The sequence below is a fragment of the Cohnella hongkongensis genome, assembly GCF_042654645.1.
Lineage (GTDB): Bacteria > Bacillota > Bacilli > Paenibacillales > Paenibacillaceae > Cohnella > Cohnella hongkongensis.
In genome coordinates this window covers 387088-403629 of the sequence record NZ_JBHSEP010000001.1, presented here as the reverse complement: position 1 = coordinate 403629, position 16542 = coordinate 387088, and the positions used below count along the sequence as shown (strand labels likewise).

At 58.1% G+C, this 16542-nt stretch carries 11 protein-coding genes; 10 read left to right on the top strand and 1 reads right to left on the bottom strand.

The genetic code is table 11. From position 1 onward, the window contains the following. Window positions 1-146 precede the first annotated feature (146 nt). From ACFO3S_RS01795 to ACFO3S_RS01750, 10 genes are all read left to right on the top strand, one after another. Window positions 147-5888, top strand: coding sequence for a hypothetical protein (locus ACFO3S_RS01795; protein ID WP_378091604.1), 5742 nt, complete (start codon window positions 147-149; stop codon window positions 5886-5888). 289 nt (window positions 5889-6177) lie between these two features. Further along, window positions 6178-7236 carry a CgeB family protein gene (locus ACFO3S_RS01790; RefSeq protein WP_378091602.1) on the top strand — a complete coding sequence of 353 codons (1059 nt, stop codon included), beginning with the start codon at window positions 6178-6180 and terminating at the stop codon, window positions 7234-7236. Between the two features lie 48 nt (window positions 7237-7284). Further along, the gene (locus tag ACFO3S_RS01785; protein ID WP_378092226.1) at window positions 7285-8400 is read left to right on the top strand and encodes a CgeB family protein; all 1116 of its coding nucleotides are present in this window, start codon (window positions 7285-7287) and stop codon (window positions 8398-8400) included. Window positions 8401-8496: 96 nt separating this feature from the next. Continuing rightward, window positions 8497-10095 (top strand): glycosyltransferase family 4 protein, encoded by a 1599-nt coding sequence (locus ACFO3S_RS01780; protein WP_378091600.1) that lies wholly within the window; start codon window positions 8497-8499, stop codon window positions 10093-10095. Between the two features lie 4 nt (window positions 10096-10099). Next, the gene (wecB, locus tag ACFO3S_RS01775) at window positions 10100-11191 is read left to right on the top strand and encodes a non-hydrolyzing UDP-N-acetylglucosamine 2-epimerase (protein ID WP_378091598.1); all 1092 of its coding nucleotides are present in this window, start codon (window positions 10100-10102) and stop codon (window positions 11189-11191) included. Then, on the top strand, window positions 11184-12167 hold the full coding sequence (locus tag ACFO3S_RS01770) for a polysaccharide biosynthesis protein (protein ID WP_378091596.1): 984 nt from the start codon (window positions 11184-11186) through the stop codon (window positions 12165-12167). The genes wecB and ACFO3S_RS01770 overlap by 8 nt, the downstream gene beginning before the upstream one ends. After that, complete coding sequence (locus tag ACFO3S_RS01765) at window positions 12164-13027, top strand: dTDP-4-dehydrorhamnose reductase family protein (protein WP_378091594.1); 864 nt, start codon at window positions 12164-12166, stop codon at window positions 13025-13027. Before ACFO3S_RS01770 ends, ACFO3S_RS01765 begins: the two co-directional genes overlap by 4 nt. After that, window positions 13009-13965, top strand: coding sequence for an NAD-dependent epimerase/dehydratase family protein (locus ACFO3S_RS01760; RefSeq protein WP_378091592.1), 957 nt, complete (start codon window positions 13009-13011; stop codon window positions 13963-13965). Before ACFO3S_RS01765 ends, ACFO3S_RS01760 begins: the two co-directional genes overlap by 19 nt. Then, complete coding sequence (locus tag ACFO3S_RS01755) at window positions 13950-14690, top strand: glycosyltransferase family 2 protein (protein ID WP_378091590.1); 741 nt, start codon at window positions 13950-13952, stop codon at window positions 14688-14690. Before ACFO3S_RS01760 ends, ACFO3S_RS01755 begins: the two co-directional genes overlap by 16 nt. Window positions 14691-14750: 60 nt before the next feature. Then, window positions 14751-14930 (top strand): H-type small acid-soluble spore protein, encoded by a 180-nt coding sequence (locus ACFO3S_RS01750; protein ID WP_378091588.1) that lies wholly within the window; start codon window positions 14751-14753, stop codon window positions 14928-14930. A gap of 198 nt (window positions 14931-15128) precedes the next feature. On the opposite strand, the gene ACFO3S_RS01745 is transcribed toward ACFO3S_RS01750, so the two are convergent. Beyond that, complete coding sequence (locus ACFO3S_RS01745; RefSeq protein WP_378091586.1) at window positions 15129-16514, bottom strand: glycosyltransferase family 2 protein; 1386 nt, start codon at window positions 16512-16514, stop codon at window positions 15129-15131. Between the last annotated feature and the right edge of the window lie 28 nt (window positions 16515-16542).

The window sequence follows — 16542 nt, the reverse complement described above, 5'->3', positions numbered from 1 at the left end:
TACGAAGCATTAACGTGTCTAACAAAACCGGAATAGGTTCAAGCGACATTAGTTTTAAGATTACGGTTCGTTCCGACTTGGTATCGGACGCCCTCTATATTGTTACAGCACAACGTGACAACCCCTATCCCTATGTCAAGGATCCAATGAAAGTCGTCCGAGTATTTGTGCCTGTCGTCTTTGAGTTCGAGCTGGAAGGCAATCTTGACGTTCGTCACTACACGACAAGCGGGCAAAATATCGACTCGTTGTTCCCGAATCAATCGACCGGGATGACAGTCGGGCAGACGTATACGATCACCCCGCCGGCATCCCCGAAATACAAGTATGCGGGGTACAAGGAAAGCACGGAAAGAAGGCCGTCCGGAGGGACGATGACGAGCGGTCCGCCGCCATCGTTTACGTATAACGGAAAGTACGATACGTATTACTTGAATCTATACTATGAGCCGCTCAGCGATGCCGGCATGATTCACATCCGGCATATGGTGAAGTCGGGGGGCGGTTCGTATGCGGTCAAAGGAACGGAGACGCAGCACGCCGATGTGCCGACAAGCCAAGTTGTCAGTGCGAAGACGACCTTCGGTACCGTGGCCGGCAGCAGCGTCTCCTACGGATCGACGTATTCCGATCGGATTGATTCGTCCAGAAGTGTCATCGTCCAGCTCACTTCTCAACAGAAAACGGCCTACGTTTCTTTTTTTTACGAAAATTCGGTGACTGGGGACTTTGACATTCTGCCTTCGCAGAGCATTCAATGGAGGGACAGCTTCTCGCTGAAGCCGAAAAATTTCGTCATTCCTCCGGCATGCACTTACCAATATCACGAATATTACATCGTGAAAGACGGTGCGGCGTGGATTAGTCAGAAGGTGCACAGTCCTTCTGAAGTGACTTCTTTTTCTCACGCTGCGTACCCGCCCGTCGTCGGCGTCGGGACGAACGACATTTCGATTCGAGTGACTGCGGACTGTGGTAATTCGGGATGGGTGAATCAGAAGCCCCTCCACATTGACAACCCCCGGGACAACCGCCCGCCCGTGTTTTCGGTCGGCTTCTTCAGAGAACCTAACCGCACGGGAATCTACCCGGATTACGACGTCGTTGTCGGCCGGCCGGTCAATCTGCGCATCATTCAAGATTCTATCAGCAAGCCTGCGACCCCTTACGATCCGGACGGGGATCCGATCTCGTACACGTTCTTGTTCGGCAGCAGCTCGAGCTCCTGGATTCGCAGTTTGCCGGATCAATGTGGCTTAGGGGAGCATGAAGAGGCGTACTACAACTTGAAAGCGACCGAACTGGGGTCGCATTCGATCACGGTTATTGCACGGGACACGTTCGGAGAGGAGTCGAGAAGAACCGCAACCCTCAACGTCATCCCGGAGAACCCCATCCCGGTCATTACTGGGCCGACTAAAGTGAAAGAGAATCGTCCGCTGCCATCCCCGTTCAGCGGAGAGAGGAGCTACAGCCCGATCGGACGCACGATTGCCGAATATATTTGGGAGAATAAGAGGGATGTCTACACGACTCCTGGAACAGAAACGATTCGGTTGGAAGTCGTGGATAGTGCAGGATTGAAGTCGGAATACGCCGCGTCGCATCAACTGACCGTACTTCCCGACGATCCTCCGGTCGGCGTGCTTGAAGTGCCGCCGCTTGGCATACGACCGAGCGATTTCAACATTTTCAACAAGTCGTACAGTCCGGACGGAGATAAAGTCGTCAGCATCGAGTATCGCTACAAGTACGATGCCAATAATGACGGGATATTCGACGAGCCGTGGAACGCAATGCCGGGCGGGGATCTGACGAAGGTTGTGCTGAGGCCCCAAAAGGTAGGGAAGTTCCTGCTGGATGCTCGGGTGTGCGAGGATTGGGGGAAATGCGCCTGGGCGTCCGATACGCAGCCGGAAAGCGCGCGGATCATCGATGTCGTCAACCTTGCGCCGAGCGTGTCCTTCCTGATTGAGGGCGAGAACGAAATTCCGAAGCCGCCAACGGATGACGGAATTCCGGTTTCGCAAATTTTGGAGTGGGATCTCTACGATACAAACACGACAAATAAAATCGCGAATAGTCCGTATATGTGGCAGAAAGACGGGAAGTCGCTGCTGGCCGGGCTGGGAAGAGGGATGGAGACGCAGATTAGAACGACTGGATCTATGGGTTCCGGCGGAGGCTGGGATGCACAGTCCGGTTTTGCTTCGCATAGCGATAACGGATTGGGCCCCAACGGGTTATCCGCCTATCGTACCATAGCGACACGAGACTCCAGGTCCCAACCCGTATTGCTGCCACAAAAATACAGCGGCTACACGACGGGGGAAGATTATTCGACGCTTCAGCCTGCAAGGTTCGATTCCAAAATAAGATCAAACAAAACGTATATCTTCTTTGATAACAATCGCCATATTTTTGCGCTAAATAAAAACAAAATCCCTGCCTACCGTAAGGACATTGTTTTAACTTGCGGCGGCTCCACCGACATGAGCTTATGTAACGGTTATAACTGGGAGCAAAACTTAAGGCATTTTTGGGATGGGGAAAATCCTTATGATTTCATATTGAATATTGACAATCTCCCCGCCAACCAGTACAGGGTGCCCTACTACTCGGAGAGCGATAAAGAAAGGGATAGCAGTTGGTCGACCAAGGCTCGCAACGGCGATTTCTCCGGGGCGTCGGGTACCGCGATAAACGGCGCGAAGCCTCGAATGTTCGAAATTGCCGGCAGCAGAATCTATATCGTTTATTATCGCACGGATTATGCTTATTACTATAGAAGCGATGAAGGAAGCAGAACCAATTACGGAAGTATAAATCACTTGGATGTGCATGTTTACGATGCCTATACAGGCGAGTTCCTTGCTTCATCCTATGAAAATGGCGAGCGAATTTCGGCAAACGTTTCTTATGCGGACGTTTTAGGCGATGACTTGATCCTTTCGACAAGCAACGGGATCGGTAAGGTGCTGAGATACAATCGTCAAGGCAAAAATGTGATGAATATAACCGTCAATTTACCGACAACGGTCGAAAACGTCGCACGAAACGTTCGGAGTTGGAACGGAACGATTTACGCCGAACCGGCTGCCGATTTCACTTGCAGCTGGTATAACAGTCCATTTTCATTTAAGGATATAGAGGGCAATAAGTACGCCTATGCCTCGAATACGTGTAAAAGAGCGGACGGTGCAACGTTAGATCCGGCGCTTAACCCGGAATCGTCTGCGGGTTATTATTTGGTTCAGCTAAAACCGGATTTTACGTTCGGAATCAAAGCGAGGCTTCAGGGGGTCAATTACGGGAACTTCTGGCCGGGCCCTTACGATCTCAACTTGGAGACGAGCGCGGTTTTAGCGATAAATAATGTCACGAAACAAGCCGTAACAAGGACGGCAGCCCCGGTTCAAGGATCGATGGGCAACTATTTTTACAGCGAGCTTGTAGATTTGACAACTGGAGAAGTGAGTCCTTGGACAATGACAAGACCGGCGTCGTCCAGGCAAAACTTCAACCCCGGATTCTATATCACGTATACAGGGGAGTACAGAGGGGGATGGGTATCCCAAAACGCTGACGGTCTCGGTTCAAAGCTGAATCACTTCTCCGGCTTTGAATACTACAAACGAGCCTATAATCCAGTCGTCAGCACAGAAACAGCGACTCAATTGAGGTATGGGGAGTACATGGGCGACGGGATCTCCTTGTCGATGTACGATACCGCCTACGCCATGAGCATGGCCGGAGGAGGGCCGTCAGCTTCGGCGCATATGTTCCTGGATGTCGGTACGCCAACGACCACTACAGTGTATAGGGGGTTTCGTCTGGGGCAATTCGTTTCTCCGGATTCGTATGATGATGCGGAATATACGTTCGCGATGAAAATGGATTCTCCGAAGGAAGATCAGTCATTCGCCGGATTTTCATTCCGAATGACGAACCCGAAATACCGGTATGCGCTTGAGACAGACGGGACTAAGCTATTTCTATCCAAATATGTGAACGGTACGCGCACAGTGCTGGATAGTATCGCTTATCCGTTTCAAGCCCGGACGACCTACAGCTTCAAAATTCTCACGCAGAAAGACAAAATCGAAGTCTTCCTAGATGGCGTTCCGTATTTCGAAGTCACGGACGGAACGTATCAATCCGGCAAGTTCGGCCCGTTCTCGGACAAGTCCTATGTGACGTTCACGGGAATTGAACAGAAGGATCTCAGCAATCCGGACGTCGAATGGATGGCCAGCTACGCCATTTGGGATGAAGGAAAAGCGACCGCCACGGTTCGGTACAGCAACATCACGTATTCCGATCCGGAGGACGACCCGGCGGCGCAGCACAATCTTTGGTCGATTTCGCATACGCCGAAGTTTTTGAATCATCAGGGATTATCGGCATTGGACGGCCAGACGCTGACAAGCCCGGCGCTGGAATTCGATAAAGTCGGGAACTATCGCGTTACGTTGAAAGCCCAGGACGATCCGCATCCGGACTATTGGTATCCGGATATGACGTTCGGCGGCTACCGGAAGTGGTCCAACGAGTTCTGGCAAGTGATTACCGTACATCGCCGGCCGGTCGCGAAATTCACGTTATCGCTGCATCCGACGGACAAGTCGGTCGTATGGCACGATGAGAGCTACGATCCGGACCGGTGGCTCAGCCCGACGAATTACAGTACGGAGAACACGGGAATCGACTACAGGGCAACGCGCGGCGTTCTGGAGTGGCGCTACTACTACATTACGCCAGACGGGGATATCGTTAATCAGAAGCTCGTAACGCCGCAGATGAAAGGGCGCTATCGAGTCGGCATGCAGGTGAAGGACGAATACAGCGCATGGAGCTACTGGGCGGAGCAGACGATCGATATCGAAACGCCGGTGCTGCCGGACGATCCGCCGATCCCCGGGTTTACGATCGCCCCGTCTACGAATTATGCGAACGAGCCGTTCACGATTACATCGACGGCTTGGGACAAGGAAGACGGTCCAGCCGCGAACCTGAAGCATGCCTACTATGTGCGCAACGTGACGCAGAACGGCATGGAATCGATTCGTTCTACGGATCGCGGCGCATGGACGACGCAGTTCAGCTCTCTGGGCGTCATCGAGATCCGCCAGGTCGTGACCGACTCGAAGGGACAATCCGCCCAGGCCGTGCAGCGCGTGTCCGTCATCAATCGCAAGCCGACGGCGGATTTCGATTGGCTGCCGAAGCCGGTGTACGAAGGAGATGCGATCCGGCTGCTTGACCGGTCCGCCGATCCCGACGGAGATTCGCTTGCTTACGCATGGACGATCACGGCTCCCGACGGCTTCGGCCTGAGCGGATTCGCGAAAGAGATGACGATCCCCGGTCAGCTGACGGAAAACAATGCGGGCATGTTTACGGTAACGCTGAGCGTCACCGATAGTCACGGTGCCGGAGATACGGTCACGAAGCGGATTCCGGTGCTGCCGCTGACGGTGTCCGGACAAGTCGCTCATACGCCGGATTGGGAGAGAAACCGTCTGACCTGGAATGCGAAATATCCGGCGAGGTTCAGGGACAGCCATGTATTCTGGGCCGGAGAAGCGTTCGTTCTGTCGGCGGTCGTCACCGATACCGGAACTTCGGAGACGAGAGCGGTCTCCGTTACGGCCCAAGCGACGCCGGATCTGGCGAAAGGCTTGGCCGAATCCCCGCCCGGCTCGGCCTCCTGGTCGGCGCTGCTGCGGGAAGCGGATACGCGAATCCGTTTTGTCGACCTGCCCGAAGGCAGCTATTCGTTCATCTTCACGGCCGTATACAGCAACGGCGTCGTCAAAACGTCCAGCGTACCGATAGAGATTCGCGGAATCGTCGACCAGTTCGTCCAGGTTCACCGTGTGCAGTAACCCCGGAGCCCGCGAAGCGAAAGCCAAATGTTCCCCGTCGTCCGGGAGGGGATTCGCTCCCGACGCAACGGACCGTCCCGCAGAAGCCGAAGGCGTCCGGGCCCGGAACGTCAAGACGGCAAAGGCCCGTTTTCTCGCAGCCAGCGAGAGAACGGGCTTTTTTTGCCCGCCTAATTTTGTCCCATGGACGGGTAAGTATCCAAGATCTACCCAACCTGGACGCATATATTGAATGCGGGTGATGAAGATGCGGAGTTCATCTCGAACAATAATGTACAATCGAGGCCGAATGGACGGCCATGCCCAAGGCAAGCTGGACGGCTGGAGAATGGGCGCATGCAGGGGAATAGAGGAAGCCGTCGGGGAAGAGGGACCCCGGCCCAGCGGCGCTCGCATTCTCTATGTTCCGCAAGGCTTCCATGCGATCGATCAAGGCGTGCTGGCCGCTTTGCAGAGCGAGGCAGCCGAAGTGACGGTGGCGGCCGCGGCAGAGATGCGTCTTCAAGCGGAGCGCTATCGCCCGGACGCCGTGCTCGTGATGAACGGGCTGCACGTGTTCCCGCCCGATCATCTGGAGCAGATCGACGCGATTCGAGACATGGGGATCCGAACGATCATCTGGTTCGTCGACGATCCGTATGTCACCGACGCGACGGTGAAGATCGCCCCGCATTACGATTATGTGTTCACGCATGAGAGAGCCTGCCTGTCGCTGTACCGCGCGCAGGGCTGCGAGCAAGTGCATCACCTCCCGCTGTCCGCGTATTCCGAATGGTTCAAGCCGATGCTGGCACCTTCGGAGTATCGGTCGGACATCTGCTTCATCGGAATGGCTTTCTGGAACCGAGTCGAGCTGTTCGACGAGATCGCCCCGTATTTGCAAGACAAACGAGTCATGATCGGAGGGAAGCTGTGGGACCGGATGAAGAACTTCCCGCGGCTGTCGAAGTTTGTGAGAGACGGGTGGATCGAAGTGCCGGAGACGATCAAGTATTACAACGGCGCCAAAATCGTCATCAATCTTCACCGGACGACGGAGGCGGGCAAAGACAACCTGAACGGGATCAACTGGCCGGCCGAATCGGTGAATCCCCGCACGTTCGAGATGGCTTCCTGCGGCGTCATGCAGCTTACGGACGTTAGAGATGAGCTGTCCGAGCATTTCGCGATCGGATCGGAAATCGGGGTGTTCCGCGACGCGAACGATCTCGTCCGGCAGCTGGATTACTACCTGGCGCACGAGGAAGAGCGGCAATGGGTCGCGGTTAGAGGGTATAAGCGGGTGAGAAAGGATCATACGTTCCGCAGCCGGATCAGAAGACTGTTCGACACGGTCGGGCTGGCCTAAGGCCTCCCGACCGGCAATGAAAATCAGGAGGGATGACGCTTGGCTAAGGTGAGAAGACGTCCCGCAGAACCAATCGGGAACCCGGAATATCTCAGAGGCAGAGCGGACGGTTTGGAAGTTGGCAAAGCGGACGGACACTGGCAGGGGCTGTGCGAATACATCGTGCAGACAGCGACGCCCGTTCCGGTGAAGCGTCCCATTCATGTGCTGTATGTCACGTCGGGCAAAGGATTTCCTTATTCCCCCCTGGACGACGGCATTATCGCGACGCTGAAGGAGATCGTCGAGCGGGTCACCGTAGCCGCTCCGGACGAGGATATCGTCTCGATCGCCGGAAGGGAACGGCCGAACCTGCTGCTTGTGCTCGACGGCATGCATCTGGCGGTGGAGAAGGTGCAGGCCGTGAACGATATGGGAATACGCACGGCCATCTGGTTTACGGACGACCCGTATTACACCGACATTACGAGCGGAATCGCGCATCATTATTATCATGTCTTTACGCTGGAGCGCAATTGCGTTCCGTTCTACGCGGAGAGAGGCCACGCCCGCGTTTCTTATTTGCCTCTGGGCGTGTACCACGGCATTTTCCGTCCGCGGAACACGGATCGCTCGATTCGGGGAGACATTTGCTTTATCGGAACGGCGTATTGGAATCGGGTCGATCTCTTTAATCAGCTTATGCCGCTTATCGCTCATAGGCGCTTGTACGTTTCCGGAATGTGGTGGGATCGGCTCGCGGAATTCGAGCGCTGGAAGTCGGTTATCGAGCTGGGGAAATGGATGGAGCCGCTGCCGACCTCGGAAAGATACAGCGCTCATAAAATTGCCATCAACTCGCACAGAGCCCACGACGACGACACGTTTAATCAAAATAGCGCGATGATCACGGCGGTGTCTCCGAATCCGCGAACGTTCGAAATTTCCGCTTCGGCGACGCTTCAGCTGACCGACTGCCGGGACGATATCGCTCAGCATTACGTGCCCGGCAAGGAAATCGTGACCTACGATTCGCCGGAGGATCTGGCGGCCAAAGCCGAGTACTATCTCGAGCACGAGGAGGAACGACAGGATATCGCGCTCAGGGGCCTCTACCGGACGCTCAAGGATCACACGTACGTTTCCCGGCTGAATCAATTGATAGATTTGACAATGAATGGTTAACCGCCGCGCCGCGGAGGCTGTTGGCCCCATACATTGTACAACTCGGCTAAAGGAGGTGACGGACATACCCGTGAGCATGAACAGGTATGCGAAATCGTGAACGGCACGAAGCCGAAGCTGGTGATTTTCTCCCATATATGCAGTCCGATTTCCGTTACGGGAGCGGAGAAGCTGCTGCTGCTGTTCGCCCGCGAGTTGGTCCGTCGTTTTCAGTGCGTCATGGTCGTTCCGCAGCAGGGAATTATCGCGGAGAAGGCCAAGGAGCTGGGGGTTAGAATCGTCGTTCAGGAGATCCCTCTGTGCATTTCCTTATATACTGCGGCCTCTACGATTGTACAGGAGATCGCCGACATGCAGCGTCATCCGTCGTGGGGGCGGATTCACGCGCTGCTGGAGGAGGAACGGCCGGACTGCGTGCTCGTGAACACGACCGTCCACCCTTTGCCGGCGATGGCGGCCAAGGCGAAGGGGATTCCGACGCTGTGGGTGCTGATGGAGACGGTGATGGATCGGGCCTCCAAGCAAACGTCGGTCGAACTCGTCGCGTCCAACTGCGATCTCGTCATCGGCATCTCCCATTCGACGCTTCAGCCGATCCGGGAGCTGGCGCCTCATGCCCGCACGTTTTTGCTTTCGCCGTATCTGATCCGCGAGGAACTGCTTCCCGGCAGCTGGCCGTACCATCGCATGAGACTGCGGCAGCAGTACGGCTGGGGAGAGCATCATCGCGTGGCGGGCTTCTTGGCCGCTACGATCTATTCGAACAAAGGGCTGGAGCCGTTCGTGAAGGCGATGCTTCCGATCGCGGCGTCTGACGGCTGGGCGCGCTTCCTGATCCAGGGCAAATCGGCCGACGACGCCTATTACCGCCATTGTCAGAAGCTGGTCCGGGATTCCGGCTATGCGGACCGCTTTCTGTTCCTTCCGTTCGCAGACCAGATTCAGCACGCTTTTCCCGTCATGGACGTCGTCGTTGTTCCGAGCCTGATCGCGGAAGGGTTCGGCATGACCGCGCTGGAAGGGCTGATGTTCGGCAAGGGCGTCGTGGCCGCCTCCTCCGGAGGTTTGGAGGAGATCATGAACGCGACCGGCAACCAGGACTATCTTGTGCCGCCCGGGGACGTCGGCAGACTGAGCGAGAAGGTGAGCGCGCTGCTGGGCAACGGAGCGCTGCTTCGCGCCGTCGGGGAACGCAACATGCAAATCTCGCAGCAGGTTTTCGGGCTGGAGGCGTTCAGGCAGCGGCTGGCGGATCTGATGGCCGAGCTGCCGCAGACGCCCGTTCTTGCTCGCGGACCGCTGTGGCGCGGCTCCGAGCCTACGGTTTATCTCGTAGAGAACGGCATAAAGCAGCCGTTCGCCTCCGAGGAGACGTTCCTGCGAAGGGGCTTCCGATTCGAAGAGGTGACGGATGTGCCCGAAGAAGATTTGCAGAGACTTCCGTCCGGACCTATGCTGGTCGACCCGGGAAGCGGAGAGTCGCCTAAGCCGAAACCAAGCAGAGGGAAAGGGCGGGGAATCAGGCGAAAAAAACGCCGATCGGGCGGACGCCGGGCACGTTTGGCCAGAAGGCGCGCGCGGCTGACCGGACGGCGCGTTCGTTCGGCCGCAGGGCGCAGGCGTCCGGCCAGACGCCGCGCGCGCCAGCGCACAAGGAAGCGGATGGGCGCCAGCGCCCGTCGCAGAAGAAGGTGAACCGATGCGAATCGTAACGATACTGGGAACTCGTCCGGAGATTATACGCCTAAGCGTGCTGATCGACAAGCTGGATCGGTTGGCGGAACGCCATGTGCTCGTTCATACGGGGCAGAACTTTACAGCCAGCTTAAGCGGAGTTTTTTTCGAGCAGATGGGATTGCGGGCCCCGGACCTGCTGCTCGACGATCGCAAAACGACGGTCGGCGGGCAGCTTGCGGCGATGTTCGGCGCGGTGGAGCAGCTGCTGGTCAAGGAGCGGCCCGACCGGGTGCTCGTGCTCGGAGATACGAACAGCGCCCTGTGCGCGCTGGTCGCGGAGAGAATGGGCATTCCGGTCGTTCATATGGAGGCGGGCAACCGCTGCTTCGATCTGAACGTTCCGGAGGAGAAGAACCGGCGGGTTATCGACGCCGTCTCGACCTACAATCTTCCCTATACCGAGAACAGCAAAAACAATTTGCTGAGAGAAGGGTTTCCCGTGAACCGCATCTTCCGTTCGGGAAATCCGATCTACGAGGTGCTGCGCCGCTACGAGGAGCGGATAGCCGCCAGCCCCGTTCTTGAACGGCTCGGTCTCGCACCCGGACAGTATCTGCTCGCGACGATCCACCGAGCGGAGAACGTCGACTCTCCGGAGACGCTTCGCGGCATTTTGCAGGGCTTAAGCCTGACCGCCGAGGAGCACGGTCTTCCGCTCGTCTGCAGCCTGCATCCCCGCACGAGATCCAGACTTTCCGAGGAACTGCGGGGCTCCCTTCATCCGCTGGTCTCTTTTCACGAGCCGTTCGGCTTTTTCGATTTCGTCCATCTGGAGAAAAATGCGCTTCTCGCGCTGACGGACAGCGGCACCGTTCAGGAGGAATGCTGCATTCTCGGCGTGCCGACCGTGACGGTCCGGCAGACGACCGAAAGGCCCGAGACGGTGGACTGCGGAAGCAACGTCGTTGCGGGAGTGCGTCCGGAGGCGATCCGGAATGCGGCCCGGGTCATGGTAAGGTTGCGCGATAGCTGGCAGTGCCCCGAAGGTTATCTGGATACGAACGTCTCGGACAAAGTGGCGAAATATGTGCTTGGAGGGAAAAGGGATGTTTAAAGATCGACGTATCCTGGTCACCGGCGGGACCGGTTCCTGGGGGTACGAATTGATAAGACAATTGCTGCCGATGAATCCGGCGGAGGTGATCGTGTATTCCCGCAACGAATCTAGCCAGGTGGCCATGAGCCGGGCGTTCGAAGATCCGAGACTGACGTTTCGCATCGGCGACGTCCGCGATCGGAAGACGCTCTCCAAAGCTTGCCAGGGCGTAGATCTGTTGTTCCATCTTGCCGCGCTCAAGCATGTCCCGGTCTGCGAGGAGCAGCCTTATGAGGCGCTGAAGACGAATGTGATCGGAACGCAGAACGTCATCGAAGCGGCGATCGAGAACAAAGTGGAGCGCGTCATCAACATTTCGACCGATAAGGCCGCCAATCCTTCGAATTTCTACGGAATGACGAAAGCGATCGGAGAGAAATTGATCGTCTACGCGAACTTGCTGCCCAGCGATACGAAGTTCGTCTGCGTTCGGGGCGGCAACGTGCTCGGAACGAACGGCAGCGTCGTTCATCTGTTCATGAACCAGATTCGGCACAAGGAACAGATCAGCTTGACGGATCGCAAGATGACGCGTTTTTTCATGACGCTGGAGGATGCGATTCGGCTGCTGTTCAAAGCGACGGCACAGAGCATCGGCGGAGAAATCTTCGTCATGACGATGCCGACCTGCCGAATCGTCGACTTGGCGGAGGTGCTGATGGAGGCGCTCGGAAAACGGGTGGAAATGGCGGAGAGCGGGATACGGCCCGGAGAAAAAATTCACGAAATTTTGCTGACCGAATACGAAAGCCTGAGCACGGTGGTCTACGACGACCAGTACCTTGTCATATTGCCGGCGCTGGACATTCCCGGGCTGAGAGAGCATTACGCGGATTACCGTCCGGTCGACTTCGAAAGCTTCTCCTCCAGCCAGTCGCTGATGGATAAGGAGCAAATTCGGGCGATGCTGCGGCGGGGAGGGTTTCTTTCGTGAAAATTTTGCTTCTGGGCGGATACGGAATGGCAGGTCACATGGTCGCGTCCTATCTGAGGACGCGGCCGGGCGACGAGCTCGTCGTCGCCGTCAGACCCCGGACGGCTCCGAACCGAACCTTGAAGGCGCTGGACGGCCTTCAGGTTCGGGAGCTCGATGTCCGATCCTTCGAGGCGGTGGAAGATCTGGTCCGCGAGTGCGGTCCGGACGTCATCGTGAACGCTGTCGGCATTCTGAACCATCATGCGGAGGACCGTCCGCTGGACGCGTACCGGGTGAACGGATGGCTGCCGCATTGGCTGCGCCATTTGGGAGACCGCTGCGGCGCCAGACTGATCCATATCAGCTCCGATTGCGTCTTCTCGGGAGAGCGCGGCGGACCGCATCGCGAGACCGACGAACCGGACGGTAAAACCGTCTACGCCAGAAGCAAGGCGCTCGGCGAGGTATTCGACGGCAAGCACGTTACGATCCGCACCTCCATCATCGGCCCGGACGACAATCCGTCGGGAATCGGCTTGATGAAATGGTTTCTGTCCCGAGAGGGGGAGGTCAAAGGGTATCGCAACGTGCTGTGGAACGGAGTGACGACGCTGGAGCTGGCCAAGGCGATCGATTGGCTCCTCCGGAGGCCGGAGGTCGGCGGACTCGTGCATCTGGCCGCTCCGGAGACCGTATCCAAGCACGAGCTGCTGCTGATGATGCAGGAGCGGTTCGACAAGAGGAACGTTACGATCGTGCCGGTGGAGGAGCCGGTGATCGACCGGACTTTGGCCGCCACGAGAAGCGACTTCGACTATCGTCCGCCCCGTTATGCCGAAATGTTGGAGGAGCTTCGCAGGTGGACGGCAGCGCGATGACGACCCGAAGAGTGCTGATTACCGGGGCGGCCGGGTTTACGGGAATGCATGCCTGCCGCTGGTTCGCCGCATCCGGTTGGGAGGTCGTTGCGGCGGTGTCGCCCCGAAGCGGGTTGGCCGACGTGCCCGGCGCCGCGCATACGGAGCGCTGCGAGCTGACGGACGCGGAGGCCGCGTTCGGGCTGATCGGGAGGCTGAAGCCTGCTGCGGTGCTGCATTTGGCCGGCCGCAACGCAGTCGACGCCTCCTGGAAGTCGCCCTCTTCGGCGCTGGCCGCGAATCTGATGTCGACCGCCTTCGTGCTGGAAGGCGCTCGAGCGATCGGGGACTGCAGAGTGCTGGTGGCCGGATCGATGCTTCAGACGAGCGAAGCGGCCTTGTCGCAAGCCCCGCATCCTTACGGCTTCAGCAAAACGCTGCAGAGCGCGGCCGCCAAGGCGTGGCATCGCTGGTACGGGCTCCCGGTCATGATCGCGGAGCCCTCCAACCTGATCGGCCCGGGCGGCAGCGACGGGCTGTGCGGGAGAATTGCCCGCTGGGTCGTGGACGCGGAGGAGGCGGAAGGGGCCGGACGGCCGTTCCGCCTGTCCTCGCTTCACGAAGCGCGGGACTTTATGGACGTCCGGGACGCGGTGGAGGCCTACGAACGAGTGCTGGTCGAAGGAGAACCGGGGCGGAGCTATGCCGTTGAATCGGGCCGGTTCCGCACGCTGGGCGAGGTCAGAAGCGCGTTCGACGAAATGGCTCGGAAGGCGCTTCGATGGGAGATCGGCGAAGGAACGCCGGCGCCTTCTCCGCAGCCGAGAGACTGCTCGGCGATTCGGGAGCTGGGCTGGAGACCGAAGCGGCCGTTCCGCCGATCGATTCTCGACGCGCTGGAGGAGGAGCGCCGGCGAAGGCGCCGGAAAGGAGGAGGGGAAAGGTGGGCCGGTCCATAAATCCGCTCGTATCCGTCGTTATCCCTTTTTATAACGATCCGTACTTGGAAGAGGCCGTAAAGAGCGTATACGCTCAAACCTACGAGCCTCTGGAAGTGATCGTCGTCGATGACGGTTCTGTCCGAGAAACGGAAGCGCTGCGCCGGCTCGAACGAGCGGGCGGCCTTCAAGTTCTCCGCCAACGGAACCGCGGAACGGCAAGCGCGTTAAACGCGGGCTTTCGTCTGGCCCGCGGCGCTTATTTGGCCTGGTTGAGCTCGGACGACCGGTTTCTCCCCGACAAAATCGAGAAGCAGGTGCGCTACATGCAGGAAACCGGTTACGCGATCAGCCATACGGCGTTCCGGCGCATAAGCGAAGACGGAATTGCCGAGGCCTATCCGGTTCTGCTCCCGGAAGGCTCGATGCGTCATTTTTATCGAAGGATGCTGCTGAGCAATGTGGTCAACGGCTGTACCGTCATGATGGCCGCTTCCTTGTTCGCCCGCTACGGGGGCTTTAACGAAAGATGGACGTATACCCACGATTACGAGCTGTGGCTGAGAGTCATTCTGTCCGGACATCCGATCGGCTATTTGCGAAGTCCGCTGACGGAGTACCGGGTTCATCCGGAGATGGGAACGGTCCTGCACCGGGGGAAGATCGAGAAGGAGCTCGACAGCTTGCGAAATACGTATCTTCCCAAGTTGCAAAAGCTGCTGGCCGCGTTGGAGGGGAAAGAATAGCTTCGGACCCTTTCATGCAAAATAGAGTCGACTTCCCATATCGATCAGAGGAGCTGGGGCATGAACAAGCAAAGAGCGCAGGAAATCTCGGAGTCGCCCGTCATGGCGAACGTCACGTACGAGGGCATGCCGGTGTATATCCAGCATGTCGATCACGAGCAGGAGACGGCAAGAGTATACCCGCTTGCCAACAGGGAAGAAGAAATGGAAGTTTCCGTCGAGGCGTTGACGGAGGGCTGAGGCAAGGGAGAGCCGGGGGAGGTGTCCCTTGCGAAGTCGAGCCGAACGGCGGGCTTGGAGCCTGGCGGCGAGCTAAGGCAGTCGAGAGCGATTCCGGCTCGAAGCATGCGAGCCGAAGCGGAAACCGGTTTTGGGGGCTGTCTCGAAGGTCATCGTAGATGACGAAGGGACGCCCCCTTTTCCGCGTGGCGGCTGCCGCTAAGCAATCGGAAAGCCGACAGGCGTCCGGCCGAACAGCTCGGGAGGAAGGAAGACGGCCCGCTCCTTGCTCCATCCGAATCGGGCCAGCGTCTCCTCCCAGACGAGCGGTCGGAGCCGCTGGCCCTCGCTGTAATAAAGTCCGCCGCTTGGTCCCCGGAACAGCACATAGTCGTGCAGCTCGAAGTTCTCCCAGACGTCCCCCTGGATCGGCCAGCCGTCTCCCAGACTCCGGATTTGCTCGTAGCCGAGCGGGATCGCCTCTTCCCGTCTAAAGCCGAGAGCGCACATCGTCGAATCGTTCGCGATCGGATAACGGATGCCGCAGCAGACGCTGTACAGGCCTCCTCCCGGATCCCGAGCGAGAAACACGTCGGGATAGCCAAGCGGGAAGCTGCCGGCATCGATCGGAAGACCGGTCGGCAAGCTCTCCAGCAGCGCGTCGCCGCAGCGGCCGACCCGTTCGAAGCTGAGATTAAGCCGGCAGAACGTCTCGTAGGAATGGATAGGCCGCTTATACCCTCGTTCGATGCGGTAGACGCAGCCGTCCCCGGCCATGCCGTACCAGCCGCTTGGAATCTCCGGCGCGCGAGGGGGATGATGCGGGTGGGCAGGCGCGTATCGATCGGGCAGAAAAGCGGGATCCCGGATCAGGATCAGCCTCTCGGGATTAAAGCGCCACTTGCGGATGAACAGACGGCGGTTGGCGGCGGCTGCGCCGTACACGTCGATGGCGTTGGCGTTAAAGCTTTGGTTGCCTTCGTGATAGACGAAGGCGTCTCCGGCCAGCCGAAGCACCAGGCCCGCCTTGAGCGCGCGGTAGCCGAGATCGATGTCCTCGTAGCCGCCGACGCCGAACGCCTCGTCGAAGCCGCCGAGACGATGCCAGGTGCTCCGCCTCAGCAGCATGCAGAAGCCGCTGAGCGCGCACAGATCCTGCCAGAGATCCGGTTGGTGACGATTATAGCTTTGGGCGAACAGATGGTACTGGCCCTCCTGGCGAACATCCGCCTCCAGCTTCTGCAGCGGGAGGACGAAATTCGATCTTGGCCCGACGATGCCGGTCCGCTCGTCGGCGTGCAGACATTGCAGCAGGACGGTCAGCCAGTGATGGGACACGATCGTATCGTTGTTCAGCAGGACGATGTGGTCTCCGGCAGCCGCAGCGGCCCCTTGATTGCAAGCGGCGGCGAATCCCCGGTTGACGCCGTTGGCGATCAGCTTGACGTCCGGCTGCTGCGACAGCCAGGCGACCGTGCCGTCCGTCGAGCCGTTGTCGACGAAGATCAGCTCGTAGGGACTGTTCGTAAAGACGCGGATGCTGTGAAGGCAGCGCATCGTCTGATCGAGGTTGTTCAGCGTCAGGATCACAATGCTCGTTAACATGTTCCCGCATCATCTCCTAGAATTGTAA